Here is a 25249-nt window from a genome sequence, read left to right as displayed (position 1 = left end):
TTCATCTCACAAATCGTATTTGCCCAGCCGCCGGTACAGCGCCATTCGGGTGATACCCAGCTCTTTGGCGGCCTTGGTGATGTTGCCGTGATGTTTGTCGACGACCTTCTGAATCGTTCCTTTCTCCAGTTCCGCTAGCCGGGTTGTTTCCGGCCCGGCAGTCAGGGTTGTTTCGACCGATGAAAACACTAGATCCTCGGCGGTCAGCACCTCGGATTCGCTCATAACAACGGCCCGCTCCATCGTATGCTGAAGCTCCCGGACGTTGCCTGGAAACCGGTAGTTTAGCAGCCGTGCCAGGGCTCGCCCTTCCAGTCGGGGGGTAGGTTTCCCGTATTTGGTCGCGTACTGTTCGAGGAAATGTGCCGCCAGCAACCGAACGTCGTCTCCGCGTTCGCGCAGGGGGGGCAATGTCAGCTCGATGGTGTTCAGGCGGTAGACCAGATCTTTCCGGAACCGGTCGGTCTGTACGAGGTGCTGAATAGGCGCATTGGTCGCCGACACCACCCGCACGTCGACCGGAATCGGCGTGTGACTACCCAGCCGCGTGATCTGTCGCTGTTGCAGGGCCGTCAGCAGCTTGGTCTGTCCGGGCAGAGACAGATTACCGATTTCATCCAGAAAGAGCGTGCCGCCCGCTGCCGCTTCAAACCGCCCCGCCCGATCCTGCCGGGCGTCGGTGAAGGCGCCTTTCACGTAGCCAAACAACTCGGATTCCAGCAGCGGCTCGCTCAGTGCCCCCAAATCGACGCCAACGAATGGCTGACTGGCCCGCATCGACTGGGCATGAATCAGCCGGGCAACGACATCCTTGCCCGTACCGTTCTCGCCCAGAATCAGCACGTTGGCATCGGTGGGCGCGATCTTCTCGATAGTACGGCGCAGCGTCTGCATGGTCGTCGACTCGCCGAGTAGGGGTGATACCGCCGGTTTAGGCAACTGACGGTGCGATTTGTTGGTGAGCTGGCGTCGGGTCAGGGCCTCGTCCAGCGACGCCAGTAGTTTATCGTTGCGCCAGGGTTTGACAACGAAGTCGGCGGCTCCGTCTTTCAGGCCCCGGATGGCCAGGTTAATGTCGGCATAGGCGGTAATCAACACCACCGCCGATGCCGGAGCCAGCGTACGCAGTTGCTGAAGCCAGTAAAGCCCTTCGTTGCTGGTGTTGACTGACCGGTGGTAATTCATGTCGAGCAGAACCAGGTCGAAGGTCTCCTGCCGGAGCAGCGCCGGTAGTCGTTCCGGGTTCTTTTCGGTCTGAACAACCCGGACTTCGGGACGCAGCAGCATGGCCATCGACGTCAGCACATCCGTGTCGTCATCCACCACCAGCACCGACGCTTTTTTAAGTAACTGTACTGCCATAGGAAACCACATAGCCCGCTGCTCAGGCCACAACCGAACCGACGGGCACCGGCTTGAGCGTTGGTCGAAAGCATCTATATTTGACTGGAAAGATACAACATCCAGCGACGTTGCCCGACTTGCCGTGATCGAACTGCGCCACATCCAGAAAACGTACCCGTCGGCCGCGCACGAAACGGCGGTGTTAATGAATCTATCGCTGGTGGTTCAGGCGGGGGAGTTTGTGGCGATTATGGGGCCGTCGGGCTGCGGTAAATCGACCCTGCTGAATCTATTGGGGTTGCTCGATGATATTGATGACGGGCAATACGTGTTTAACCAGACGGATGTAACGCGGCTGTCTGAGCGGCAGAAAGACCAATTTCGGCATCGGCATATCGGCATCATTTTTCAGCGCTTCAACCTGATCGATGAATTGAGTATTTACGAAAACGTAGAGCTGCCGTTGGTGTATGCAGGGGTGGCCAGCCAGGAACGGAGCCGGCGCGTGACCGACCTGCTTGAGCAGTTGCGGCTGATGCACCGCCGACACCACCGCCCGGCTCAGTTGTCGGGCGGCCAGCAGCAACGAACCGCCATCGCCCGGGCGCTGGCCGTCGGGCCGTCGTTGCTGCTGGCCGACGAGCCGACGGGTAATCTCGACTCGGTAAACCGGGAAGCTGTTATGCGCCTGCTGACGGACATCAACGAGGCTGGCACAACAATCATTATGGTCACCCACTCCGAACTGGATGCGCTGTATGCCCACCGGATCGTGCGGATGCTCGACGGACAACTGATGGACTGATGCGCATGACTGGCTTTCGATACGCGTTCGGTACGCTGCGCCGGCATCCGGCTTACGTGGCCCTGAATACGGTGAGTCTGGCGCTGGCCATTGGTAGTTGCCTGCTGTTGTTCTGGTACATCCGGTTTCATCAAAGCGTCGACCGGTACCACCGACAGACCGACCGCGTCGTACGGCTGGTAACCGAACTGCATGAGCGCACGGTAAGCTACTCATCGGGGATTCCGACGCCCGTCGGGCCTGCCTTGCGTCAGGATATGCCCTGGCTGACGGCGGTGGCGATGGTCATTGGGCAGGAGTATCGGTTGATTCAGGTAGAAAGCCGGGCCGGCCAACTAACCGACAAGTTCACCGAAGCCCGGACGATGGCGTATGTCGAGCCGGATTACTTTCGCATCCTGGACTATACCTGGCTGAGCGGGTCGCCCGATACGTCGTTGCGCCAGCCGTTTACCGCCGTCGTGACGAAGCGGCTGGCGCGTAAGTACTTTGGTGTGGGCAATCCCATCGGTCGGCGCCTGTGCATGAACAACCGGCTGGAATTGACCATCACCGGTCTACTGGCTGACCTGCCGGACAATACCGACCAACCCTACGAACTGTTTGTTTCCTACAAAACGCTGGAGTATTACGCTCACAGCGGAACAGCGCTGGATCAGTGGGCTGGCATCAGCTCACCGACGCAGTGCTGGGTGTTGCTGCCAACCGCCGAGTCTGTGACCAGGCTGGAGCGGCAACTGGTTTCCTTCCACCGGAAGCGGCATCCGGCTAGTCTGAATACATACCAGTACCGGGTGCTCCCGTTGACCGCCCAGCATACCGCTCCTAACTACTATACCGGTATTCGGGGCGATGTGCTGCTAGTGTTAGCCGCCATCGGGGGCTTCTCCTGCTGACGGCCTGTGTCAACTTCATCAATATGGCCACCGCGCAGGCCCTGCGCCGGGGCCGTGAAATTGGCGTTCGGCGCGTCATCGGGGCTACGCGTCGACGCGTATTCTGGCAGTTCCTGACCGAGACGGCACTGATTGCCAGCCTGGCCGCGGGTATGGCGATCGTATTGGCCTATTCGTTTCTGCCCATTCTGCGGCAATGGACGCAGACGCCGGTACCGTTCGGGCTGGACCTGATCGACTGGGGGTTTCTGCTGATGCTGGTCGGGCTGGTTACCGGGCTGGCGGGCACGTACCCTGGGCTGGTGCTGGCGGGCTTCAAACCGGTACTGGTGCTGAATGGACAGGCCACACAGCAGCAGATTCAGGGTTTGCCCCTGCGTCGGCTGCTGGTGATTGGGCAACTGGCGATCAACATGGCGTTTGTCACAGCGGTCATCGTCATGAGCCGGCAGTTGGCGTTCTGGCTGCAGGCCGACGCTGGTTTTGATGCCGACCAGCGCGTCACTTTTCCGGTATACCAGAACGGTAATCAGGACCTCGTTCAATTCCGGCGGGCATTGCTGCAAATCGACGGGGTTGAGGCTGTCAGTTATAGCAGTAAGGCCCCCATTGGTGGTACGATTAATACGTACCCAGTTCGATTCGCGGATCGTCCGGCCGTGGAGCCATACCAACTAGTGACGATGGTCGTTGATTCGGCCTATGTACCGATTTATGCCATCAAACTGCTAGCCGGACAACAGTTACCGAACCGCGACACGGTCAGTGGCTTTTTGCTTAACGAAACCGCCGTTCGGATGCTGGGCTTCTCATCGCCGGAGCAAGTGATTGGTAAGCTGTTGACGATTCCGTACAGAGACACGCTTACCAAGCCAATTATTGGGGTGGTAGGTGACTGGCGGCAAAGTGGTTTCAAAAGTCCAATTCTACCCACGGTGCTGTTCACCAATCACCACAGCTTTAGCAGTTGTCATCTACGATTGGCAACCGGTCGGAAGGCCGCGATTATGGCCCGCGTACAGACCGTCTGGGAGCGCTACTTCCCGAACAATATCTACGGTGAGGTACACCTGGACGTGATCATGACGGATTTCTACGCGGAGGAAGCCCAGCAACTTCGGTTCGTACAGCTAGCCGCAGGGGTAGCCATCGGGATCGGCTCCGTTGGTTTGCTGGGCCTGGTCATCTTTCTGACCAGCCGCCGGACGCGGGAGATTGCCATTCGGAAAGCGGTGGGTGCGTCGGAAGGAGCCATCGTCTGGCTTTTCTTGCGGGAATTTGCCCTCCTGCTGGCTATTGCGTTCGGGCTGGCCACGCCGGTGGTCTGGTGGGTGATGAATCAGTGGCTAAGCCGATACGAAAGCCACATCGCGTTCACGCCCGACCTGCTGCTAATGGGGTTGCTGCTGGTGACGATAACGACGCTGCTAACCGTGCTGGTGCATACGTTGCGAGCCGCCCGAACCAACCCGGCACGCGCCCTGCGCACCGACTGAGCCTGTTCGTATCCGAACGATACGTGCTCGTTTTCGAACAGTTTCACATTGGACATTTTTGGGAAGGGGTTGTAAATGAATGAATTAACTTTGTGGTATGCGGCTTGATCTGTCTGGGTTGTGCGATACAATGCACGACATAGATCATGAAAACGCTATTGGTTATCGCTCTCTTCTGGTTGATCACCCTGCGCTGCATAGGGCAGGTGGGTAGCCTGACGGGGGTTGTCCTGAACGAACGCCAGCAACCCGTTGAATACGCAACCGTCGCGCTGCTGCAACCGGCCGATTCGTCGTTCGTGAAAGGCGGTATCGCTGACTCCACCGGTCACTTCACGCTGCAACAGCTGTCCGCCGGCGTCTACCTCCTACGGGTTACGGCGCTTGGCTATCGACCCTTTTTTAGTCAACGGCATACGGTCGAAACGGTAGAATCGCTCGTTGATGTCGGGCGTGTGCAGCTTAGCGCCGACAGCCGGAATCTGAACGAAGTGACCGTAAAAGGAGAGCGGCCCGTGGTTGAGCGGTCGATGGGTAAACTGATACTCAACGTAACCAACTCGTTTTTTAAGACTGCTACTAACGCGCTTGACGTGCTCCGGCGCGCACCGGGGCTGATCGTCAGTCAGGATGGCAGTATATCGGTCAAGGGGCAATACGCGCCAGTCGTTTACATCGAAGGAAAGCAGTTACCGCTGACGGCCGAAGAGCTGCGGGGGTTGGCCGCATCCGATATCGAACAGATCGAGGTGATCAACAATGCCTCGGCTCAGTTTGACGGCGAAACGCGGGCGGTGATCAACATCAAACTCAAACGCGACAAGACGCTGGGCTGGAAAGGAAGTCTGTACAGTGGCTTCCTGCAAAATCAACGCTACAGCGGGGGAGAGCTGGGCGGCAGTGCAACCTACAAAACCCGGCAGTGGTCGTACTACGGGCGACTGGGCTACAGCATCAACAACAACTACCTGCTGGGGTTGGGACATCGGGTGGTGCGAAGCGATACCACACGAACGGAATTTGTGACCGATTCGTGGTACAAGCGAACGGCTATGCCGCTGACCTATCAGTTCTCTGCTGACTTTACCCCTAATTCAGCGCACCAGTTCGGGCTGCTGGTTAAAGGCAACCGCACCGCTAATATCGACCGGCTGACTAACTTGAATCAGCAGCAGGACTATAGTGCCAACACGATTAACACGCAGTTACTGCAAACGCTCAACGTAACCCAAGGGCGCAATCAAAGCGTGGCGCTCGATCTGAACTACAAAGGCACCATCAACGCCAGGGGTGACCAACTAACTGCTTTTCTGGACTATGCGTCGTATGCGACGCAGAAGAGTCAGGACTTTCGAAACGACTACCTGACGCCGGAAGGAAATGCTGTGCGGTCGCCGATGGTCATGACCGGGCAGTTTCCCAGTACGATTTACATTCGTTCGTTTCGTACGGATTACAGCCATTCGCTGGGCAAGGCCGGTAAGCTGGAAGCGGGTACCAAACTGACCTGGACAACGACTGACAGCGACCTGCGCTACGACACACTGGCGGCTACCGGCTTCGTCTTCGACCCGTCGCGCAGCAACCGCTTTTTGTACGACGAGACGATCCTGGCTGCCTACGGGCAATGGAGCGGGACGATTGGAAAGGTCGAGTTTAACACCGGTCTACGTGTTGAAGATACCCGTTCGACGGGCAACTCACTGACCCTAAATGAGGTCATCAATCGGCGCTATTTCCGCTGGTTACCGAGTCTGAATGTGCAGTGGAAACTAAGCGAAGCCAACGTACTGTCGGCCGGCTTTACCCGCAAAATGCGTCGCCCGGCGTTCTGGGAGCTGAATCCCTTTACGCTGTACGTCGATCCGTACATGTATACCGAAGGCAATCCCTTCCTGCTACCCGTCACCAACAACACCGCCGACCTGACCTACACCCACCGCGCCATTACGGTTAGCCTGAACTACCGGCTGGACAAGGACGTGTTTGTGCAATTACCGATTCAGGACGATCGGACCAAAATCGTTCGATACACGCGGGTAAACCTCAACACCCAGCAACGGGCCTGGTTCGACGTGGCCGTTACCCACGCCCTGACCCCCTGGTGGAAGACGCAGCATTACGCGCAGGTGCAGTACGCCCAGACGCGCTCGGCTTACCCGACTGGTGGGCAGATCGATTCGCAGGCGTGGAGCTGTTACCTGGATGGCCGGCACACGTTTACGGTGGGGAAAGGCTATACAATCGATCTGAGCTACTACTACAGTTCGCCCACCGTCGATTACATCTATACTGTGGCCTCCAACGGAAGCCTGTCGCTGGGGTTACAGAAAAGCGTGCTGGGCGGAGCGGGTAACCTGCAACTCAACGCCAGCGACCTGTTGAACACCTACCGGGAGCTGTTCTATGGGCAGTTCCAGAACCTGGACGTCTGGACGCTACAGAAGCGCAACAGCCGCCAGCTATCTATTCGATTTACGTACGCCTTCGGCCGCTCGACCTTTACGCGGACCAACCGCACTTCCGGAAGCGCCGACGAAGAAAACCGCGCCCGTTAACTACCATAAATTCTGCCTACCGATGAAAACTAGTTCCTTGTTTCTAGTGCCTTTGTTCCTGTGTATGAGCTGGTTGTCTTCCAGCGCACAGAGTCGTACCGCCAACCTGTCGGATACCGACAAGATCGCTGGTCTGTCGAAATTCTGGTCCGAAGCGAGCTACAACTTCGCTTACTTCGACAAAGCCCACATCAACTGGGACAGCGCCTACCACGCCTTCATTCCGCAGGTGCTGGCGACCAAAACCACCTACGACTACTACCGAACCCTCGCACGCTTCTGCGCGCTCCTGAAAGACGGGCATACCAATATCAACGCCCCCCAATCGCTCTACACCTACTCGACCTATGTGCCGCTCCGATTTGTTTTGATCGACAAAAAACCGTATGTCGCCCGTGTGCTGAAAGGTTTGTCGGACAGCGTACCGATCGGTTCCGAATTACTGACCGTCAACAACCAGCCGGTTCAGTCGTATCTGACTACGGAGGTAATTCCCTATATCTCAGCGTCGACTGACCATGAAAAATGGAATACGGCGCTGACGAATATATGGAGCGCCACGACGGATACGTCGACGGTTTACCCCATGACGTTCCGAACACCGGCTGGAAAGGTCATCTCGTTTAACTCGCGGTTGTTTTCCCAGCGCGAGCGCGACGGGTCGCAGGCGATACTGGGCGATGGCAGTAGCCCGGCCAAATGGCAACTGTCGCGGCTGACGATGCTACCCAATGGTATCGCGCGTGTTGAACTGAATAGCTTTGGCCGGGAAGCCATTGTCAATGAATTCAAGGCGATGCTGCCCCAGTTACAGACGGCTAAAGGGATAATCCTGGATATCCGGCAGAACGGTGGTGGCGATACGGGTATCGGGGCCGAAATTCTGAAGTATTTCACCGACGAGAAAAAGCTGGTCGGGTCGGTCTGGCGTACGCGGGAACACCGGGCTGCCTTCAAAGCCTGGGGCAACTACTACGCTACGCAAAAACTGGATTCGGCCGAGGCTAAAAGCGATTTTTACCAGCGGGCACTGAAAACGGCCAAAGGCGACTTCTGGTACAAAGGCGATACGATGACCTTCGACAATTCTGTTCGTGAACCCCGACTACGCGCGCCGGTGGTCGTGCTGGCGGGCAACAACACGGGGTCGGCGGCCGAAGATTTCCTCATTATCATTCGTCAGTTAAAGTCAACCCGGATTCCCATTATTGGGGAGCCGTCGACTGGGTCCACCGGTCAGCCTATGTCGTTTTCCCTGCCCGGTGGTGGTTCGGCCCGCATCTGTACCAAACGCGACACCTATGCCGATGGAACCGACTTCGTTGGGGTGGGGGTGATCCCTGACGTGCTGGTCGCGCCTACCGTGCAAAGTCTGATCAGCGGTAAGGACGTGGTGCTGGACAAAGCAGTTTCGGTACTATCTGCCAGTCAACCCATTGTCAAAAAAAAGTAAGTTAAAACCAGTGCTGTTATGAAAAACACTCGCGTCCTGCTGTTACTGAGCCTGCTGCTTTTCAGCGCGCCTTTGCTCGCCCAGCGTACCAGTGGCGGTATCGTTGGTAGCGGAAAAACCATCGAGGAAACCCGCACGGTAGCCAGCTACGACCGGTTACTGGTCGACTTTACGATAAAGGTACACATTGCCGAAGGAGCGCCCGGAACGGTGGTTCTCGAAGGCGAAGACAATGTCTTGCCCTACGTAGAAATTGCCGTTAATAGCGGTGAACTGCGCATTGGTCTGTCACGCAAGGCCAAATTCAACGACACCAAACCCGTTACGGTAACCATTCACCGGGCTGCCTTGCGGTCGATTCAGGCCAACACTGCCTGCACGATTACCGCAGACGTACCGGTTGTCGCGGATCAGCTTACCGTCTCGCTCAACGAAGCCAGCCGACTAACGGCCGATCTCGACGTGCAGCAACTCACCGTCAGGCTACAGGCGGCTTCGTCGGTAACGCTTCGGGGGAAAGCGCAGAAGGCTGACTTCCAACTAGACGGAGCGAGTCGTGTTTATGCCGAACAGCTACGCATTGCCAAAGCCGATTTGACACTGAACGGTGCCAGTCATGCTACCGTGGATGTAACCGAAAATTTGTCGGCCTCGGCAGACGGTGTCAGCGTAATAACGTACTCGGGTAGTCCGGTTATTGATAGGCAGCGAGCGGGGGGCTTGTCGACAATCAAGCATGTGCCATGAGGCTCAATTTTTACTTTACGAGAACTCAGCGCTATTTAAATAATTAGTACATTCAACGAGTTTGATCGACTCGTAATTTCCTAAATTACAGGCAGATAAGTCCACATAAGAGTGGTGTCGAATTGGTTCATAAAATGGCTCGGGAGCGATCTTGACTCGAATAACAAAAAGAATTTTCGTTGTCTTTTCTTCGAACGGGTATTTCAACCAGTGTTTCCATCCTTACTGTGTTAATCTGTATTACATTGAAGATGACCTTTACAACTAATGTATATTAGGTAGCTCCCCCTATTATTTACACATAGTTTAATCTTCATATTTAGTGATTTATGTATCAAGTCATTGCCATCCTGATCTTAACTCATGCTATTCGGCGATCAGGATGCTCATAAAAATCTCGCTCTGCCTTACCCATATGATCAATGCGCCTTGGCTCAATTCTTATTCCATCTTCTCGACTATTAGTTTTTTGTTGTTGAGGTGAATTAAAAGAGTTCACTTCATTACTCATAGAAATGCTAGTAGGTCGGGCACGAATACTTTGATGCGTTGAAAAATTATCAGCTTTACCAATTAATTTAATTATCATTGGACGTTGTAATGTAACTTTATCATCATTTACGATACTATACTGATTGACCGCTATTACTCTAACTTCATTAAAACCCTTACCAACTTGGAAATCACTGACGTACAGTTGCGCTTCCTGTCCGCTTGGCAAACGTTGCTCCAAATAATTTTTCAAATTAGTCAATTCTACCAAGCGACCAACTTCTGAAATATCTCTTAGCATTGAATTATATTCTTTTATTATTTCAATTGCATCAGCAACCCCTGTACCAATATTATTATGAGGGTTTGACAAATTTACAAATCCCCCACTTATATCATGTGTACCGATTGTAGCACGAAGACCTTTATTCATGATGAAATAAATTTAATTTTTAGGTATGCCCACCAAAATAAGTTCTAAAAGTATGTCGTCAATATCACTAAATTTCTCATTGTGATTAGCAGAGTCATTAATTTTTATTAACCACTTACTTTTATTATCTACATGTTCCATTGGATCTATTCCTATAGGGCTTGAGTTTATTAACGAAGTCATACCACATATCTCAATTGGATTGGGAGATGATCGATTCTCTACACGACCTAACAAACACATTGGTAGATCTGATTGATCGACTCTAATCTCGTTTAATTCTCTGGTGTAAAGCGCACTGTTTGGAACTTTAATTTTAATGGTCCAAGGAATCTTACCTGCATTACCGACAATCGACGCTCCTATACCACGTATTCTTACATTGTCATGGTTTTCAAAATAGTATGTAGGAATACGCAAAAGAACATCATGTTTTTCAAGATCTATCCATTCTTGGTTGCTTAGCAATGAGCGAACCGAAACAACTCGTGTGAACCCTTGCTCCCTTTGTTGATAAGCTACAATAAATTCAATTGCGTTACGAATCCAGATCGCCAGAGATGTGACAAGTTGATCAGTAGGTTTATTATCAAAATTATCTGTAGGAATTTTTTCGTTATAACCGTATATTATTTCTAAACCTTGTTCAGTGACCTTAGAACGATCTAATGCATCTACGTAATTTCTAGACACTCTTTTTGCAACCTCATCTCTCTGTCTGTCTATAGCAAACGGCATACCCTCGGCTACAAAACTCTTTTTCTTTTCTAGGGCATCATAACGATCTCGGAAGGATTGAATATTATAATCGACTTCATGCCTAGCCCATTTTCGTTGTAACATGATTAAATCTTCTTCAACAACCCTTGAATAATACTCAATTTCCTTCTCATTCAAATTTTGACCAGCTCGTGTCCAACCGGCAGCACCCTGACCCTCATTAGTCTGATAATTATGAAGCTTTTGTGCCTCGGCAAGAGACATATCAAAATCTTTTATAGACTTATCAAAGAAAGTTAATTTCATATCAGCAAGTCTTTCTTCCCGATTAAAGTAACCATCTTCCAAACGAACCCTGTCAAGCTCAAGGGCTTTTTCTTCTACTTCTATTTCGATAAGCAGTTGATTGAATGCGTAATTAAGAGCATTATATTCTTTTAATTCTTGAATACACTTTTCAACTAGATCTGCTGCTTGGTTTAATAAAGCTTCTATATGCCAGTAGCGAAATTTAGATTTTAATTTCTCCACTGTAGGATTGTAATTAGCAATTGTCGCTTTTAAATCGTACATATCATTAACGCTTTAGAATAGTAAAAGAGCTCTTTTATCAAAATTTTTTTCATAAACGAAGTTTCATTTTGGCAACATCACTTAATACAATAAGAGTTTCTTCCTGTGTTGTGGGGTCTGAATATAAATTAATATGGTGAAAATTTATATTCAAATACTAGGTGAGTTTACGGTAAATAAAATTGATAAGTACAGCTTTACCCTAAAGCCTTTCGCCTATCAGGAAGGTATCACCGGCTACAAGTTAGCATTGACGGCTAAGATTGTTCCGCCCAAGGCACCTTACTTGGGAAAGCCCAGCAGGCGTAAGCCAATGGCTAAATAAGCTTTTTCGGTTGCTAATTCCTAAATCGGCTCTTGGTAGAGTAGCTTATGGCTGTTTTCAGTCGCTCGTTTAGAAAACGCCGGTGTAATCTGCTGCGCCCAAAAAATGAGAAAACTAGGCTCACTATGTTTCAATCTTTACAATAAGCGGCTCCTTCTACCGCCTTTCTATCTGTTATGATTCAGCAGCTTCACTCAATCAATGGGTGAGGCTTTTTTATTGCTTATGGTAACGCCATAGTAACTGTTGTAGACACAATCGTGGAACATGTTTCACAGTCGGTCAATGAATTTACCGATGGTGTAGAAAAACAATATTAATTCTTAGGTATACTTTTTATTACTTGTGATAAAACCCACTTATCGCGAGTAACCCTATCTTTGTCAAAACAAGTCAAGTTGGCCCCTTTTTGTCCGCTGCTGCTCGTTCCCCTTTCCCATGAAGCAACCCGCCACTGATCCCAATGCCGTAACGATTACGCTGGCCCAAGAGCAGCGCCTGTCATTACGCGTCGACGAGCAGCTCCATGGGGAAGCCCGCGAGTATCTGCGGGCGGGCCTGCAAGGATCCGCCAACTCGCAACGGGCCTTTACCACTGACATCCGCCAGTACAGCGACTGGTGTGAGCACAATAGCTATCCGCTAACACCCCTGTCGGCCGTGGCCCTGGTTGAGTACGTCACCTTCCTGGGACGGACACGCTCGTTCTTTACCATTCAGCGCCACCTGGCCAGCCTGGCTAAGCTGCACCGCCAGCACAACGTGCCATCACCCACCACCGACGAGCAGTTCAAGGTCTTCATGAAAGGCGTCAAGCTGAAGAAGACCGCGCGCCAGAAGCAGGCACCGGACTTTTCGGTCAAGCAGTTGCGGCAGGCCATCGATAGCTTGCCCCACACGCCCACGGGAATACGTAACCGGGCCATTCTTCTGCTGGGCTTTACCGGCGCGTTTCGACGGAGTGAATTGGCTAGCCTCGACGTGAATCACCTGCTGATTGATGACGCTGGCCTGGTCATCCGGCTACACCGCTCGAAAACCAATCAATTCGGGGAAATCGAGGAAAAAGCCGTGGCCTACGCCAATGAACCTGAGTATTGTCCCATCGGGGCACTACAACAGTGGTTAGCCGTGATTGATCGGGAGCAGGGACCGTTGTTCGTTCGTATTCGGAAAGGGGAACGAGTGACCCAGGCCCGACTGTCGGATGAGTGGGTAAACGTGTTGGTCCAGCAGCAGCTGGGCGAGTCCTTTACCGCCCACTCCCTGCGGGCCAGTTTCGTGACTGTGGCCAAAGCCAACGGGGCGGACGATCTGGAGGTGATGAATCAGACTAAGCATCGCACTACGACCATGATCCAGCGCTATGACCGACGACGCAATATTCGCAAACACAATGCCTCGGGTAAACTAGGTCTTTAGTTAATAATCGGATCAAACCGTTAGCTCGGCTAAACAATCGATCAAGCGAAGGTCTTTTGTGACAGAGTTAATAATGTGACCTTCATATTTATCCGCTTTGGTTGATACAGGCTTGGAGGTTGTCTTCTAAACGAACTACCAGAAGCTTTTGGCCACAGCCGAACCGCTCACGGTCGATAGCTAGCTTACTTCGATTCGGGTAGTCATCGAACGGCGCGGCATCAGTTATCGCGGTACCGGTTGCGCTCGCTAAACAGTTCGGTCACCTCCCGGTGCTGGTACCCCAGTTCCTGCACCTGTTGGCGTAAGTCGAACAACTCGTCAGTCTGCGAATCGATCAGGTCCTGCTGCTGGCGGTTGGTTTGGGTCAACTCCTCAATCTGCCGAACCAGCGGATTGATTTTACTATCGATACGGTACAAACCATAACCGGCGAAAGCAGTCAGTATAACCGTATCAACGTAATCCAACCAACTTAACCAAACTATATGGTCAATTAGATACTGATTTAATCCCTCCATAAGTAAGGTATTGACGCCTGACAAATGTCGGCTTTTGGGGCCTACTTACAAGTTTTGACCGGCTCTAAAATTAAGCTTACGCTGCTCACCCACTGTAGCGATGTCGACTACATTGACGAATCCAGGCTTGGCTGAGTAGCCGGGTAGAGTTCAGCCTGGATTGGCTGGCGAAATACTCAAGGGCTCCCGGATGCGAAGATTTGGATAAACGGTTTGGCAGATGACGCGAAACGCTTTCTCCTTATCCTCTACAGAGTCAACCCCGAACAGAATGCGGGCCAACTCCGCTTTCACTTCCTGGTCCTGATTGATGAGTTGGGCTTTGAACAACAGGGCGGCCATGATGAACAGTTAATTAGCCTTCAAAGGTAGCCCCGAGACACACGACTCGCTGAACAGCCAAGCCTAGGAACGCTGTCAATGTTCTGCAACCTGTTTATAACGGTCCTTCGAAAAGTCTACACTCATTCCCACATAACCAGTTCACATTTATTGAACAGACGTTTAATAAATGTGAAACGCTACAAACGGAGCGACCTCTGTTTCACAAACTTAATTCATCGCCGAAAAAGAGACGTTGAATAATGAGATGGCAATTTGAGAATCGACTACATGGCGAGCTATGATCATGGGCGTTAGGAATTCATTGACTCGTATAAACGGGCGTTTGGCAAGACACTTATTAAACACCTGGCTCTGGCTGACAACAGCTTAGTTTAAGACGCTGCTTAACCTAATCAACGGCTTGGGAATCGATTCAGATTTGACCAATTTTTCTATTTTTGCTCCTCAATTCATGACGCACTAGCCATGACTGAGCAGCAATCCAGCCCCAATCCTGTCCACCATCTTTACCTTCAATTTGCCCTCCAGGCCGCTGGACTTGGCGTCTGGGACTATGACCCCGTTACAGGACTGCTGAACTGGGATGGACGAGCCCAGGCCTTGTTTGGCATCTCAGAAAGCCACAGCATGCCCTATGAGCAGGCCATTGAGCACATCCATCCCCAGGATAAACAGCGGGTCGATCAGGCCGTTGCCTGGGCCATCAATCCCCTATCCGATGGGGTGTTTGATCAGACCTACCGTACCCTGGGTGTGGATGATGCTCAGCTGCGCTGGGTCCGCTTTTGGGGCCGGAGCTATTTCTCCTCATCGGGTGAACTGACGCGATTTGGCGGTATGGCCCAGGACGTCACCGAGCAAGTGCTAGGCCGCCAGCAGCTGGAACGTACCCAGCAGCAGTTGTTGACCCAATTTGAACAGGCCCCGGTAGGCATTGCCACCATAAGTGGTGAAGAGCTGACGTTTCGCTCGGCCAACCCCTTCTACGGCCAAATCGTGGGCCGCTCACCGGAACAACTGGTGGGCAGGACCCTCTTCGAGGTCATTCCCGAAGTCCGGGGGCTGGGCTTTGATACGCTGCTGCGGGGCGTTCTGACCAGCGGACAGCCCTACACCGCTCAGGAAGTACCCGCCCAGCTCATTCGTCAGGGGCGCCTGGAGACGGCATACTTTACCTTTACCTACCAGCCCCATTGGCTGAGCGATGATCTCCCCTCAGCCATCCTGATGATCGCCACCGAGGTGACCTCCCAGGTGGTGGCCCGCCAGCAGGTGGAAGCCAGCGAAGCCAAGCTGAACCTGTTAAGCGACACCGTGCCCTCAATGATCTTTTATCTGGACCAGCAGCAGCGTTACCAATCCTATAATCGAACCTTTATGGACTGGTTTGGCGTGGACAGAACCCAGGTGATTGGCCAGACGGTACGCGAGTTTCTGGGGGAGAAGGCTTACCAGGTCGTAGCGCCTTATCTGGCCGTGGCGTACGGGGGTAATCCGGTACGCTACGAGATGCAGGGACCTGCGCCCTTAGCCGGGGAGCGGTGGCTGGATATTACCTACACCCCTCACCGAAACGAGGCCGGGGAGGTGCTGGGGGTAATTGTGTTGGCCGTGGATATCAGTGAGCAGATCCAGGCCCGGGAATCCCTTCAAGCCAGTGAAGCCCGTTTCCGATCCCTGATCGAACAGTCCCCCGTAGCCATTGGCCTGTTTGTGGGTCGGGATCTGCGAATCGAGATGGCCAACGAGCTGATGATTGCCGTGTGGGGCAAAGGTGCTTCCGTGCTGGGCAAACCGCTGATCGAAGCTCTGCCCGAATTAGTCGGCCAGCCATTTCCAGCGCTTCTTGATCAGGTTTACGCGACCGGGGTGGCCTATACGGGCCACGGGATGCGGGCGGATCTAGTGATGGACGGGGAGTTGAAAACCCACTACTTTGACTTTACCTATCAGCCCATTCACGATGCCGATGGCAGGGTGTATGCCATCATGGACTTAGCCCTTGATGTAACCCAGGAGTTTTTACTGCATCAGCAAGTTGAGCAGGGCCAGCAATCGGTGCAGAACGCCGTCGATTTAGCCCAGCTAGGCATCTGGAAAATTGACGTTACCACGCAAAAGGCTGAGTTTTCACCGCTGGTCAACGAGTGGGTTGGTAGCCCTGACCCCTTAACGTTACCCGCTGCAGTGGCGGCTATTGATCCAGATGATCTCCCCGCTTTTAACGCAGCCTTTAGCCGAGCCTATTCGGTCGAATCAGGCGGCAAGCTTGATGTGGAATACCGGCTGAAAAACGTTACTACGGGTCGGGTCTACTTATTACACTCAGTGGGTCAAATGTATTTTGACTCAGCTGGCAAGCCCGCCTTACTTCAGGGCTTTAGCCGCGACATTACGGCCATCCGGGCCCTCCAACTGACTCTGGAAAGCCAGGTACACGAGCGTACCCAGGACCTGCTGCTAGCCAACCAGGACCTGAAGCGTTCCAACGACAATTTGCAACAGTTTGCTTATGTGGCCAGCCATGATCTGCAGGAGCCCCTACGCAAGATTCAATCCTTTAGTACCCTTCTGGAACAGCAGGCTGAAGGCCAGCTCACCGACCTAGGCAGAACGTACCTTCAACGAATTACGGGCGCAGCGGCCCGCATGTCGGGCCAGATCAAAGACTTGTTAAGCTATTCGCGCATTGCCACACGCCAGCAAATCTTTGGCCCCATCTCGTTAAACGCAGTCATGGCGAACGTAGTGGAGACACTCTCGCTAGAGATTGAGCAGCGTCAGGCCCAGCTTCAGACGGCTGAGTTACCCATTGTCAATGGGGATCCTTCGCAGTTGGGTCAGTTGTTTCAGAATTTACTCAGTAATGCCCTCAAGTTTACCCCCCAGGGGCAGCCTCCGCAGATAAAGGTGGAGTACTTTTGCCGCCAAATGGGTGAATTGCCGCCCGAAGTAAGACCTAACCGGGAGACGCCCTTTTATCACCAGATCAGCGTGAGCGACCAGGGGGTGGGTTTTGATACCAAGTATCTAGACCGCATCTTCCAGGTCTTTCAGCGCCTGCATGGTAGAGATGAGTTTGCCGGAACGGGCGTCGGGCTGGCGATTTGTCAGCGGGTGGTGGAGAATCATGGGGGTGGTATTACGGCCAACAGTACGCCCGGCGAAGGAGCCACGTTCTGCGTGTATTTGCCGGCCTAGTGAGGGGTTCGTATTCGTGGAGAGGGGTAAAAGTCAACTCGGACCTCACTGGTAAATGCCAATTTGCTTCAGTCTCACAATCCGCTCCTATACGAAACGAAAGAGATATCGCATACGGCTGATTGCGTTTAATCGGTCCTTTACGGAACGCCAGCCGCTAGCCAAATCAATTGGCCCCGTTGACGCTTAGCCCAGCGCGTAAGCTTTACTTTATCTGGTTATCTATTCCTACTCAAGGCACAGCAGACGGCCCAAACCCAGGAAGGAAACAGTCCCAACTTTCCCGGTTTAGTAACCCCGTCAACTTCAGTTTACCGAATCAGGACTGACTCATATCGGACCAAATCCTGCAGGAACGCCCCCGTCCCTCTCACCACAGCGCGTAGGGGGTCATCGGCCACTTGGACCGGCAAGTGGGTTTTGACCGATAAGCGCTCTCCTAACCCATGTAACAGCGCCCCACCACCCGTCAGGTGAATACCATTAGTATAAATATCAGCTGATAATTCGGGGGGCGCCATTTCCAGCACTTTTAACGTGGCTTCCTCAATCTTGGCAATCGATCGATCGAGGCAGTAGGCGATTTCCCCATACGTTACCTTAATTTCTTTGGGGATGCCCGTCATCAGATCCCGACCCCGGATCTGATAATCCGCCGGGGGACTAATCAACTCAGGCAACGCCGAACCGACGTGCACTTTTATTGCTTCCCCCGACCGCTCCCCAATCAACAGATTGTGTTCCCGACGCATATAATCGACGATGTCCCGGGTAAAAACATCGCCCGCAATGTGGATGGATTGTTCACAAACGATGCCCGATAAGGCAATGACGGCAATTTCGGTGGTGCCCCCACCGATGTCAATGATCATGGTGCCCGTAGGCTGTGCGATGTCAATACCGATGCCCACAGCGGCCGCCAGGGGTTCGTACACCATATACACGTCTCTGGCCCCAGCATGTTCACACGAATCCTTAACAGCTCGTTTTTCCACCTCTGTAATGCCCGACGGAATGCAAACCACCATCCGATGGGAGGCTTTGAACAGGGTATTACCTGTGGGGAGTAGTTTCACTAAGCCCCGGATCAATAACTCAGCGGCAGTGAAGTCGGCAATCACCCCATCTTTCAGGGGGCGAATGGTTTTAATATGCTCGTTAGTCTTGCCCTGCATTTGCATAGCTTGATTGCCGATGGCCAGCACTTTACCAGTTCGTTGGTCGAGGGCAATGATGGATGGTTCATCTACCAAGATGCGACCATTGTACATGATCAATGTATTGGCCGTACCCAGGTCAATGGCAATGTCGCTGGTAAAAAAATTAGCTAAACGCATGGTAGCGGGAAGAAGTTAATGAGCGCGTTACCTAGGCGGTCTGGCCCATACCAGCGGGTAGTTACGACGATGAGCTAAAGACGGATGGTACCCTGTCACGGGCAGTCGGATCGTTTTTAGGGGTCTTTACCAAGCCAAAAAACAAAGGGAGCGGATGTGCCAACGCGCTCGTCAACGAGTCAATCAATCATGCACCCGTCACTGAGCAGGGCTTGCTTAGAGGTCAGGCAGGTTTGCGTCGACACAAACCCCCGTTCATACCTGGCAGGGTGTGGCCACTACAGGCTGCCTCGGTTTTCCGGGGGCTAACTAAAGCGATCATCGCGGTCGATCAGGACCAGGTTGGCCTGCTACCAGAAATAAGCACTGTGATAAGCGCTGGAACTGTATCAATCCCGGCGCTGTGAGCTGGGCGAACTCAGTCCCTTACTGAGCCTGCCCACCCCGTGCACGACCAATTCGCCAGCATGAACCGGGTCATTACAATCAGTTAGTCTTTGGCATTACGTTTTCGGCGGGGCTGAGCGGCCTGAATGATAGCCCAGGCTAAAACTTTAAGTTGTTGATGCAGCTCCTTATCGCGTGGGATAAAGGTTGTGCTTCGGATCTGACCATCGTTGGGCTTAATCTGCCAATACTCGTTATCACTGGTATCAGGTATTTCGGTGTACGTCTTCATCAATGAGTGGGCCACTGGCGGGCCGTCTAAAGTAACTTTTTCGTCATGACGTGAGGTTTGTCTGTAGCCCTCTTCAGAGTCGGCGGGATTGATTGGTTTGCAGGCACTTAACCGCAGCGCTGGCATTAGCGCGCAAGAGTAAACAAACATGCGATCAGGCTATTGCACGGCCAGACCCAGTATATAGTGCTCTTCTTGACCAGCAAACTGGCGTACTTCTACCAACAAATCCTTCCCCTGCCAGCTCAACAGGTCAACACCGTTGATCGAATTATGGCTCATGCTCATCTCAGCACCACCCCGGAAAACACCCATGATGTTAACCAACCGGTTGGGGGTCATTACCGGACCGTCGACGGTAAAAAGTTGATTAAAATTCATTCGGGTCGCGTAACTCATGGTCAGTTGAAATACGATTGTTGGATGCTGAACAGCAGCCTAGTGGCCCCCTAACAGGGGGCGATAGCCGAGAACTGGGCAATCAGATCACGGCGGTTACTGGCTTGACTAAGCGTCAGATATAAGATGGTATCCGGGCTGCCCTGTAGCAAATAAGGCTGCTTGTGAGCGGGAATGCGTGCCGTCGGTAACAGCTGACGTAGTTTGGCCGGGATTGGATTAGCGGGGTAGTTCATAAGAGAAGGAGTAAAACGGGTCCATTATCTGCTACAGTACCAGGCTCGAAGCGGAGGCAATCAAGCTGTTCGAGCTGATGGTTAGTTCGTCGGCAAACACAACTGCTTGTAAACTGATGTCCCGCGCACTGGGATAGTTGGCCAGAAACCGTCGTCTCGCTTCGGGCTCACTTACGTCGAGGTAGCCTCGTTTCCAGGCCTTGGGACTCACCGAGCCGTAGCCAGTAATAATCAGTAGTGTATGAGTCATCAGAACGAAAAACTTCGGTTGTAAAGGCAATTGGTAAGGATAGGAGTGCTGACCCAGAGGCTGTTACGACAGCTGTTGGTAATGAAAGGGCGGGTTATAAACCCTGGTAAAGCCGCAGGTCAGCCAACTGATGTTCTGTCAGCTGGGTCTCGTCCCCCAGCAAGGTGTGGATCACTTTATGCCGAATGGATCGTTTTGTCGGCAGATACCCCTCGCTGGCATAAGCCTTTAGCGATGGCAATCGATGCGGATCGTGATCATCGAAGACAACCAACCGGGTCTGGTGATGGTCCAGATGGTGGCGGATCAGCGTACTATCGGCGGGGGCGGTGCTACCAAGCAGCGGATTAGGCATGGGCTTATATCGATTAGCGGAGAACTGAGCGAGCAATCTGAGCGGGCTGACAGGAGCGTTGTCGAACTCCCTAGGATAGACACCGGCGTTTATGGAAGCCGTTAGCTTACTTGTTCGGTTTCTTATCAGTCGGGTGAGCCGCCGTAAAGGCCGCTTCCCGGCGTAGGTAAGCGGGTATGCTAGCCAGACCGCTCGTCTTGACAGACTTGGTCGGCGCTTTTTTGACGTTCTTGTTTTTCTTGTCTTGATTAGCCATGAGAGTCACAGTTAGCTTAGGTGATTAATACAGAAGTAGAGCCTACTCTGTAGTCTGGTGAGGTAGTTAACGACCTTTTTTCTTGGCCGGTTTGGCTACAGATGAGCGCTGCGACAGCGCCATCCCGGCCGTACAATGTCAGCCTTTTGTTCCAGAAAAGCGGTCGTTTGCCCCACCAAAACAGGCTACCGGACAAGCCGCTTACCTGCTTGTCCGCCAGGGTGGCGGTCTTTCGTGAGTTGTTTGCTAGCTTCCTTTATGAGCGTTGAGATCAACTCCCACCTGTAGCGTTGTGGCTACGTAGCGGACAGCAGCAATCGCTGGCTGGCGAAGGAACTAATAATTGCTAGCTTGTAGCGTTTCGGAGATCAATCAACAGCAGACGTTGACAGGAAGTGGGGAGCACGTACATCAGTCCGTTGCCTCATTGGGGTGGACAGCTTAACTGATCATGACAACCAGTCGAATCAAGCAGCTGTCAACGAGATACGATTCATAAGCTAGATGCTGTCGTATTAGTTCAGTCAAGGTAACAAACCCTGGACGTGTGCGCCTGAAGTAGCGTTTAATCGGCAGTCTCGCTGCCTGATCAGTACGGCGCGGATCAACTCATGTATTTCTTCGCTGCCAGAAAGCCCGCTGAAAGGGCCAGGCTACCTGACTCGCTCGCCAAAGTGAATAGCCGGCCCCTTGCCGCATATAGTGTTGCTGCTGAGCGGTCAGTTGATTATAGGCCGTACCGCTTGGGTAACTGGTAAAGTGCCAGTCGTTATAATACCGTTCCGATTCAGTTAGCGTATGCATTTACGCAAGGTAGCTCTATTAACACTAGCATTCACCCCGGTTTCTAAAACGGTAAAGAATCAAGGCCAGGAGCAAGACCAACGGTCGGCGGCCGACAGTCAATAAATTGTGTTTTTCATACTCGGTGATCAGCCTGTTAGAGCACGTTCACAGAGGGATACATAAGGAAAGGCATAATTACTAGGGCTTATAGGTGACAATGAAGTTTCGTTAATATGTTAGTTATCAGTTGTTTGTAACTATTTTTTAGTAGGACCTGTTGACTGTATATCCTCCTCTAGTGGCGGACCATCCAATGAATAGTCAATCAACATTTTTTATATTATTCTTAGTAGCTACCGGTTTGGTTACCACTACGTCTCAGGCGCAGTCCATCCCCGCCCAACCCGCTTCCGAATCAATTACGGCCCAGGAAGCTTATCAACTCGGCAGGGGACTAGCTCAGAACGAGTCGCCAACCGAGGCTACGCTGAAGCACGACAACTGTTCAGCAGATGCCCTACACTGGACATTTGTATCCCCTGGCCGAGAAAATCCGCCTACATCGGATCGAATTCAGCCTCCTGTTCAGCAGCTACCGGCCACCACGATTGACGGTCGTGCTCCTGCTCACAAGCGGGTTGACCAAACAGGATACCCCGCTTCCAACTAAATCGTAAGCGATCGAGCCCCTTTCTTGCCCTTCCCCCGATTGGTCCCAGGCTGCGTCCTGGGACCAATCGGGGGAAGGGCAAGAAAGGGGTTGTTACGAACTGGTACTAAGCAAAGGTAGATCACTAGATTGACGCTTGGTGGTCATCGAACGCTCGCCTGTAAACACTGATCAATGATTCAATCCGTTATCATCGCTACGGGTAGCTACATCCCCGATACCGTCGTCAAAAACCAGGATTTTTTGGGGGCTCAGTTTTTTACACCCCTGGGGGAGGCCATTGCCACCGAGCCCGCGGTCCTTTTACAGCAGTTTGAGGCCATCACCGGCATCGCTGAACGGCGCTATGCCCGTCCAGATCAGCAGGCTTCTGAGCTGGGTTTACTAGCCGCCGAACAGGCCCTGACCAGCGCGGGTATTGATCCCGAAACGCTGGATTATCTGATTGTGGCGCACAACTTCGGTGATGTAGCGGTCGAGAGCAATCGCGTGACGATGGTGCCTTCAGTGGCCAGCCGTATCAAAGCCGGCTTAGGCATTCACAACCCCAATTGTGTCGCCTATGATCTGGTTTTTGGCTGCCCGGGCTGGCTGGAAGCCCTTATTCAGGCCAACTACTACATTCGCTCCGGGGAGGCCCGGCGTTGCCTGGTGATCGGTGCCGAAACCCTGTCGCGGGTGATTGATCCTGCCGATCGGGATTCCTTATTGTCCAGTGATGGCAGTGGAGCCGTCCTGCTGGAAGCGGCTCCCGCCGGGTCAGCGGGCATCCTAGCGCATCATACCCAGACCCACGCCTACGAGTACGCCGGGTTGCTTGGCATGGGACCCGGCTATGCCCCGCAGCCCGTAGTAAGCCCCGACCGATTTCTGAAAATGAACGGGCGTAAACTTTACGAGTTTGCCTTGCACCATGTGCCGGCAATCATCCAAACCGCCCTGACTAAAGCGGGCCTGGAGCTGGCAAACGTGAGCAAGGTACTACTACCATCAGGCCAACCACAAAATGAACGTAGCCCTGCTGGAGCGGCTCTTCCAATTGTACGACTATGGGCGTCCTGATCGGGCTCTGATGCCCATGACGATTGGTTGGCTGGGCAACAGCTCAGTGGCAACCTTACCCACGTTACTGGACCTGGTTTACCGGGGGCAATTAACGAATCAACGGCTTGTAGCGGGCGACACGATTGTGCTGGCCTCGGTGGGGGCCGGTATGAATATCAATGCCCTGGTGTATCGGTTCTAACGCAGCGGATCGGCCGTATTCATCATCCAAACTGGCGACATATGGTCCACGTTGAAACAGTTGTCTTTATGCTGGCGGTGCTGATCGGGCTGTCGACGATCACCCATAAAATTAAGGTGCCTTACCCGGTTTTACTGGTGGGTACCGGGCTGTTGATTGGTTTCGTCCCATTTTTGCCTGATCTGGCTCTTGATCCGGAGGTCACCTTCGTTATTTTCCTTCCACCGCTGCTCTATCAGGCCGCCTCTAAAACAGCCTGGCAGGAATTTACCCGATCCATTCGCCCCATTACTACCCTGGCCGTTACGCTGGTCTTTTTTACCACCAGCGCCGTGGCCCTGGCGGCTCATTACGTTATTCCCCACTTTAGCTGGCCGATGGCCTTTGTGTTGGGGGCCATTGTCTCGCCCCCTGACGCGGTAGCGGCCAATAGCATTATCAAAGGCCTGGGCCTGAGCAAACGCGTGATTGCCATTCTGGAAGGCGAAAGCCTGCTCAACGATGCCTCCGCGCTAATTGCCTACCGCTACGCTGTGGGGGCAGTACTGACGGGCCATTTCGTGCTGTGGGAGGCCAGTCTACAATTTGCGCTGGTGGCCGGGGGCGGACTGTTGATTGGTGGTTTGCTGGGCTGGTTAGTAACCCTACTGCTCCGTCGAATCGGCAGCGCTACCAGTCAAACCAGCCTGCTCTTACTGGCGCCTTATGTTGCCTATTTGGCCGCTGAACACGCACATACCTCGGGTATTCTGGCTGTCGTCAGCGCGGGGCTATTTATTACCCGTTAGGCACCGGAAGTCCTGTTACCGCAGGCACGCCTGGAATCCCGGGCGGTATGGGACACCCTTATTTTTTTGCTCGAAGGCCTGGTCTTTCTCCTGATTGGCCTGCAGCTACCGGCCATTGTAGCCGATCTGCACGGGTATACGACCAATCAGTTGCTCCTGTACAGCGTTACGGTCAGCGTTGTTACCATTCTGATTCGCATCTTATGGGTGTTTTTCAGCACCTACTACCCACGCCTGCTGGGCTGGTCAACCGCTTCGGATACGGATGATCGGGCTACTGCCGTAGACTGGCGGAACGTACTGATTGTAGCCTGGACCGGCACCCGGGGCGTCCTCTCGCTGGCGACCGCGCTGGCCCTGCCTCTGACGTTGAGTTCGGGTCAGGGGTTTGTTCAACGCCCGCTGATTCTGTTCTTATCGTTTGTGGTCATTTTAGTCACGCTGGTGCTTCAGGGGATGAGTTTACCGCTACTCATTCGCCTGTTAGGGTTGCCCCCGCAAACCGATCAGGCCCGAACGGATCAGGCCCTGGAGCTACTGCTGGCCAGTCGATCACTGGCATATCTGGAAAACGACTTTCCGTTGGACTTACGGGGCGAGCTCAAACAAACCTTGGTCCGGCGCTACCGGGCTTTGGTGCATGAACTGGACGCAACGCTCTACCAGACGTACTCGGCTCCAGACTTGGTTACGGATCAGGGATTGGTGAATCAGCAGTGGGCTGCCGAGCGCGCGCTGGGCCATTACCAGCAGACGCTGCTGGTGGCACTGGCAACCGAGAAGCACTTTAGTGATGAGGTATTGCGAACGGCAGAACGACGGATTGATCTGGCGATGGCCCGGCTGGATGCCTCTGAGCAAGCGGCCCCAGGGTGAGCAACCCGGCTGATTCAGGTCTATAACGCGTGAAGTAATG

Annotated in this window: 22 protein-coding genes and 1 pseudogene; 11 read left to right on the top strand and 12 right to left on the bottom strand. The window is 53.0% G+C overall.

Annotated elements, in window-relative coordinates; all coding sequences use genetic code 11:
- Positions 1–6 precede the first annotated feature (6 nt).
- On the bottom strand, positions 7–1362 hold the full coding sequence (locus HH216_RS24495) for a sigma-54-dependent transcriptional regulator (RefSeq protein WP_169553553.1): 1356 nt from the start codon (positions 1360–1362) through the stop codon (positions 7–9).
- 124 nt (positions 1363–1486) lie between these two features.
- Here HH216_RS24495 and HH216_RS24490 point away from each other — a divergent pair, with 124 nt between their 5' ends.
- From HH216_RS24490 to HH216_RS24465, 6 genes are all read left to right on the top strand, one after another.
- Positions 1487–2149 carry an ABC transporter ATP-binding protein gene (locus HH216_RS24490; protein ID WP_169553552.1) on the top strand — a complete coding sequence of 221 codons (663 nt, stop codon included), beginning with the start codon at positions 1487–1489 and terminating at the stop codon, positions 2147–2149.
- 5 nt (positions 2150–2154) lie between these two features.
- Complete coding sequence (locus HH216_RS24485) at positions 2155–3045, top strand: ABC transporter permease (protein ID WP_169553551.1); 891 nt, start codon at positions 2155–2157, stop codon at positions 3043–3045.
- 23 nt (positions 3046–3068) lie between these two features.
- Complete coding sequence (locus tag HH216_RS24480) at positions 3069–4541, top strand: FtsX-like permease family protein (RefSeq protein ID WP_169553550.1); 1473 nt, start codon at positions 3069–3071, stop codon at positions 4539–4541.
- Positions 4542–4687: 146 nt separating this feature from the next.
- The gene (locus tag HH216_RS24475) at positions 4688–7099 is read left to right on the top strand and encodes a TonB-dependent receptor domain-containing protein (protein ID WP_169553549.1); all 2412 of its coding nucleotides are present in this window, start codon (positions 4688–4690) and stop codon (positions 7097–7099) included.
- Positions 7100–7121: 22 nt separating this feature from the next.
- Positions 7122–8552, top strand: coding sequence for a S41 family peptidase (locus tag HH216_RS24470; protein WP_169553548.1), 1431 nt, complete (start codon positions 7122–7124; stop codon positions 8550–8552).
- Positions 8553–8570: 18 nt separating this feature from the next.
- On the top strand, positions 8571–9299 hold the full coding sequence (locus HH216_RS24465) for a head GIN domain-containing protein (protein ID WP_169553547.1): 729 nt from the start codon (positions 8571–8573) through the stop codon (positions 9297–9299).
- A 361-nt stretch (positions 9300–9660) separates the two neighbouring features.
- Here the strand turns inward: HH216_RS24465 and HH216_RS24460 are convergent, their stop codons facing one another.
- The gene (locus tag HH216_RS24460; RefSeq protein ID WP_169553546.1) at positions 9661–10224 is read right to left on the bottom strand and encodes a hypothetical protein; all 564 of its coding nucleotides are present in this window, start codon (positions 10222–10224) and stop codon (positions 9661–9663) included.
- A 12-nt stretch (positions 10225–10236) separates the two neighbouring features.
- Entirely contained in the window at positions 10237–11517 is a 1281-nt protein-coding gene (locus HH216_RS24455; protein WP_169553545.1) for a hypothetical protein, read from the bottom strand.
- 763 nt (positions 11518–12280) lie between these two features.
- On the opposite strand from HH216_RS24455, the gene HH216_RS24450 reads away from it, so the two are divergent.
- On the top strand, positions 12281–13264 hold the full coding sequence (locus HH216_RS24450; protein WP_169553544.1) for a tyrosine-type recombinase/integrase: 984 nt from the start codon (positions 12281–12283) through the stop codon (positions 13262–13264).
- Between the two features lie 221 nt (positions 13265–13485).
- On the opposite strand, the gene HH216_RS24445 is transcribed toward HH216_RS24450, so the two are convergent.
- Both HH216_RS24445 and HH216_RS24440 read right to left on the bottom strand, forming a co-directional pair.
- Positions 13486–13686: a hypothetical protein gene (locus tag HH216_RS24445; protein WP_169553543.1), complete on the bottom strand. Its 201-nt coding sequence runs from the start codon at positions 13684–13686 to the stop codon at positions 13486–13488.
- A 249-nt stretch (positions 13687–13935) separates the two neighbouring features.
- Complete coding sequence (locus tag HH216_RS24440) at positions 13936–14127, bottom strand: hypothetical protein (RefSeq protein ID WP_169553542.1); 192 nt, start codon at positions 14125–14127, stop codon at positions 13936–13938.
- 468 nt (positions 14128–14595) lie between these two features.
- Between HH216_RS24440 and HH216_RS24435 the strand changes: the two genes are divergently transcribed.
- Positions 14596–17331 (top strand): PAS domain-containing sensor histidine kinase, encoded by a 2736-nt coding sequence (locus HH216_RS24435; RefSeq protein ID WP_169553541.1) that lies wholly within the window; start codon positions 14596–14598, stop codon positions 17329–17331.
- A 311-nt stretch (positions 17332–17642) separates the two neighbouring features.
- Here the strand turns inward: HH216_RS24435 and HH216_RS24430 are convergent, their stop codons facing one another.
- From HH216_RS24430 to HH216_RS24400, 7 genes are all read right to left on the bottom strand, one after another.
- Positions 17643–18668: a rod shape-determining protein gene (locus HH216_RS24430; protein ID WP_169553540.1), complete on the bottom strand. Its 1026-nt coding sequence runs from the start codon at positions 18666–18668 to the stop codon at positions 17643–17645.
- Positions 18669–19158: 490 nt separating this feature from the next.
- Positions 19159–19473 (bottom strand): hypothetical protein, encoded by a 315-nt coding sequence (locus HH216_RS26370; protein WP_254448883.1) that lies wholly within the window; start codon positions 19471–19473, stop codon positions 19159–19161.
- A gap of 33 nt (positions 19474–19506) precedes the next feature.
- On the bottom strand, positions 19507–19746 hold the full coding sequence (locus HH216_RS24420; protein WP_169553539.1) for a hypothetical protein: 240 nt from the start codon (positions 19744–19746) through the stop codon (positions 19507–19509).
- A gap of 50 nt (positions 19747–19796) precedes the next feature.
- Positions 19797–19982 carry a hypothetical protein gene (locus HH216_RS24415; RefSeq protein WP_169553538.1) on the bottom strand — a complete coding sequence of 62 codons (186 nt, stop codon included), beginning with the start codon at positions 19980–19982 and terminating at the stop codon, positions 19797–19799.
- A 31-nt stretch (positions 19983–20013) separates the two neighbouring features.
- Entirely contained in the window at positions 20014–20232 is a 219-nt protein-coding gene (locus HH216_RS24410) for a hypothetical protein (RefSeq protein WP_169553537.1), read from the bottom strand.
- Positions 20233–20326: 94 nt separating this feature from the next.
- Complete coding sequence (locus HH216_RS24405; RefSeq protein WP_169553536.1) at positions 20327–20587, bottom strand: hypothetical protein; 261 nt, start codon at positions 20585–20587, stop codon at positions 20327–20329.
- Between the two features lie 106 nt (positions 20588–20693).
- Positions 20694–20843, bottom strand: coding sequence for a hypothetical protein (locus HH216_RS24400; protein ID WP_169553535.1), 150 nt, complete (start codon positions 20841–20843; stop codon positions 20694–20696).
- A gap of 1630 nt (positions 20844–22473) precedes the next feature.
- On the opposite strand from HH216_RS24400, the gene HH216_RS24395 reads away from it, so the two are divergent.
- From HH216_RS24395 to HH216_RS26365, 3 genes and pseudogenes are all read left to right on the top strand, one after another.
- Positions 22474–23361: a 3-oxoacyl-ACP synthase III family protein gene (locus tag HH216_RS24395; RefSeq protein ID WP_332871533.1), complete on the top strand. Its 888-nt coding sequence runs from the start codon at positions 22474–22476 to the stop codon at positions 23359–23361.
- The gene (locus tag HH216_RS26795) at positions 23306–23545 is read left to right on the top strand and encodes a 3-oxoacyl-[acyl-carrier-protein] synthase III C-terminal domain-containing protein (RefSeq protein ID WP_332871532.1); all 240 of its coding nucleotides are present in this window, start codon (positions 23306–23308) and stop codon (positions 23543–23545) included. The genes HH216_RS24395 and HH216_RS26795 overlap by 56 nt, the downstream gene beginning before the upstream one ends.
- A gap of 41 nt (positions 23546–23586) precedes the next feature.
- Positions 23587–25209 (top strand): annotated as a pseudogene (locus HH216_RS26365) (Na+/H+ antiporter).
- Positions 25210–25249 lie beyond the last annotated feature (40 nt).

It is taken from the genome of Spirosoma rhododendri (genome assembly GCF_012849055.1).
GTDB classification, from domain to species: domain Bacteria; phylum Bacteroidota; class Bacteroidia; order Cytophagales; family Spirosomataceae; genus Spirosoma; species Spirosoma rhododendri.
The sequence above is the reverse complement of the archived record's forward strand: the minus strand, read 5'-3'. Positions and strand labels throughout refer to the sequence as shown.

What these genes read in the sequence shown, in the direction of transcription:
- HH216_RS24495 (WP_169553553.1), bottom strand. Translation starts at nt 1,362, where the DNA reads ATGGCAGTACAGTTACTTAAAAAAGCGTCGGTGCTGGTGGTGGATGAC.
- HH216_RS24485 (WP_169553551.1), top strand. Translation starts at nt 2,155, where the DNA reads ATGACTGGCTTTCGATACGCGTTCGGTACGCTGCGCCGGCATCCGGCT.
- HH216_RS24480 (WP_169553550.1), top strand. Translation starts at nt 3,069, where the DNA reads ATGGCCACCGCGCAGGCCCTGCGCCGGGGCCGTGAAATTGGCGTTCGG.
- HH216_RS24475 (WP_169553549.1), top strand. Translation starts at nt 4,688, where the DNA reads ATGAAAACGCTATTGGTTATCGCTCTCTTCTGGTTGATCACCCTGCGC.
- HH216_RS24470 (WP_169553548.1), top strand. Translation starts at nt 7,122, where the DNA reads ATGAAAACTAGTTCCTTGTTTCTAGTGCCTTTGTTCCTGTGTATGAGC.
- HH216_RS24465 (WP_169553547.1), top strand. Translation starts at nt 8,571, where the DNA reads ATGAAAAACACTCGCGTCCTGCTGTTACTGAGCCTGCTGCTTTTCAGC.
- HH216_RS24460 (WP_169553546.1), bottom strand. Translation starts at nt 10,224, where the DNA reads ATGAATAAAGGTCTTCGTGCTACAATCGGTACACATGATATAAGTGGG.
- HH216_RS24455 (WP_169553545.1), bottom strand. Translation starts at nt 11,517, where the DNA reads ATGTACGATTTAAAAGCGACAATTGCTAATTACAATCCTACAGTGGAG.
- HH216_RS24450 (WP_169553544.1), top strand. Translation starts at nt 12,281, where the DNA reads ATGAAGCAACCCGCCACTGATCCCAATGCCGTAACGATTACGCTGGCC.
- HH216_RS24440 (WP_169553542.1), bottom strand. Translation starts at nt 14,127, where the DNA reads ATGGCCGCCCTGTTGTTCAAAGCCCAACTCATCAATCAGGACCAGGAA.
- HH216_RS24435 (WP_169553541.1), top strand. Translation starts at nt 14,596, where the DNA reads ATGACTGAGCAGCAATCCAGCCCCAATCCTGTCCACCATCTTTACCTT.
- HH216_RS24430 (WP_169553540.1), bottom strand. Translation starts at nt 18,668, where the DNA reads ATGCGTTTAGCTAATTTTTTTACCAGCGACATTGCCATTGACCTGGGT.
- HH216_RS26370 (WP_254448883.1), bottom strand. Translation starts at nt 19,473, where the DNA reads ATGCCAGCGCTGCGGTTAAGTGCCTGCAAACCAATCAATCCCGCCGAC.
- HH216_RS24420 (WP_169553539.1), bottom strand. Translation starts at nt 19,746, where the DNA reads ATGAGTTACGCGACCCGAATGAATTTTAATCAACTTTTTACCGTCGAC.
- HH216_RS24415 (WP_169553538.1), bottom strand. Translation starts at nt 19,982, where the DNA reads ATGAACTACCCCGCTAATCCAATCCCGGCCAAACTACGTCAGCTGTTA.
- HH216_RS24410 (WP_169553537.1), bottom strand. Translation starts at nt 20,232, where the DNA reads ATGACTCATACACTACTGATTATTACTGGCTACGGCTCGGTGAGTCCC.
- HH216_RS24405 (WP_169553536.1), bottom strand. Translation starts at nt 20,587, where the DNA reads ATGCCTAATCCGCTGCTTGGTAGCACCGCCCCCGCCGATAGTACGCTG.
- HH216_RS24400 (WP_169553535.1), bottom strand. Translation starts at nt 20,843, where the DNA reads ATGGCTAATCAAGACAAGAAAAACAAGAACGTCAAAAAAGCGCCGACC.
- HH216_RS24395 (WP_332871533.1), top strand. Translation starts at nt 22,474, where the DNA reads ATGATTCAATCCGTTATCATCGCTACGGGTAGCTACATCCCCGATACC.
- HH216_RS26795 (WP_332871532.1), top strand. Translation starts at nt 23,306, where the DNA reads ATGAACGTAGCCCTGCTGGAGCGGCTCTTCCAATTGTACGACTATGGG.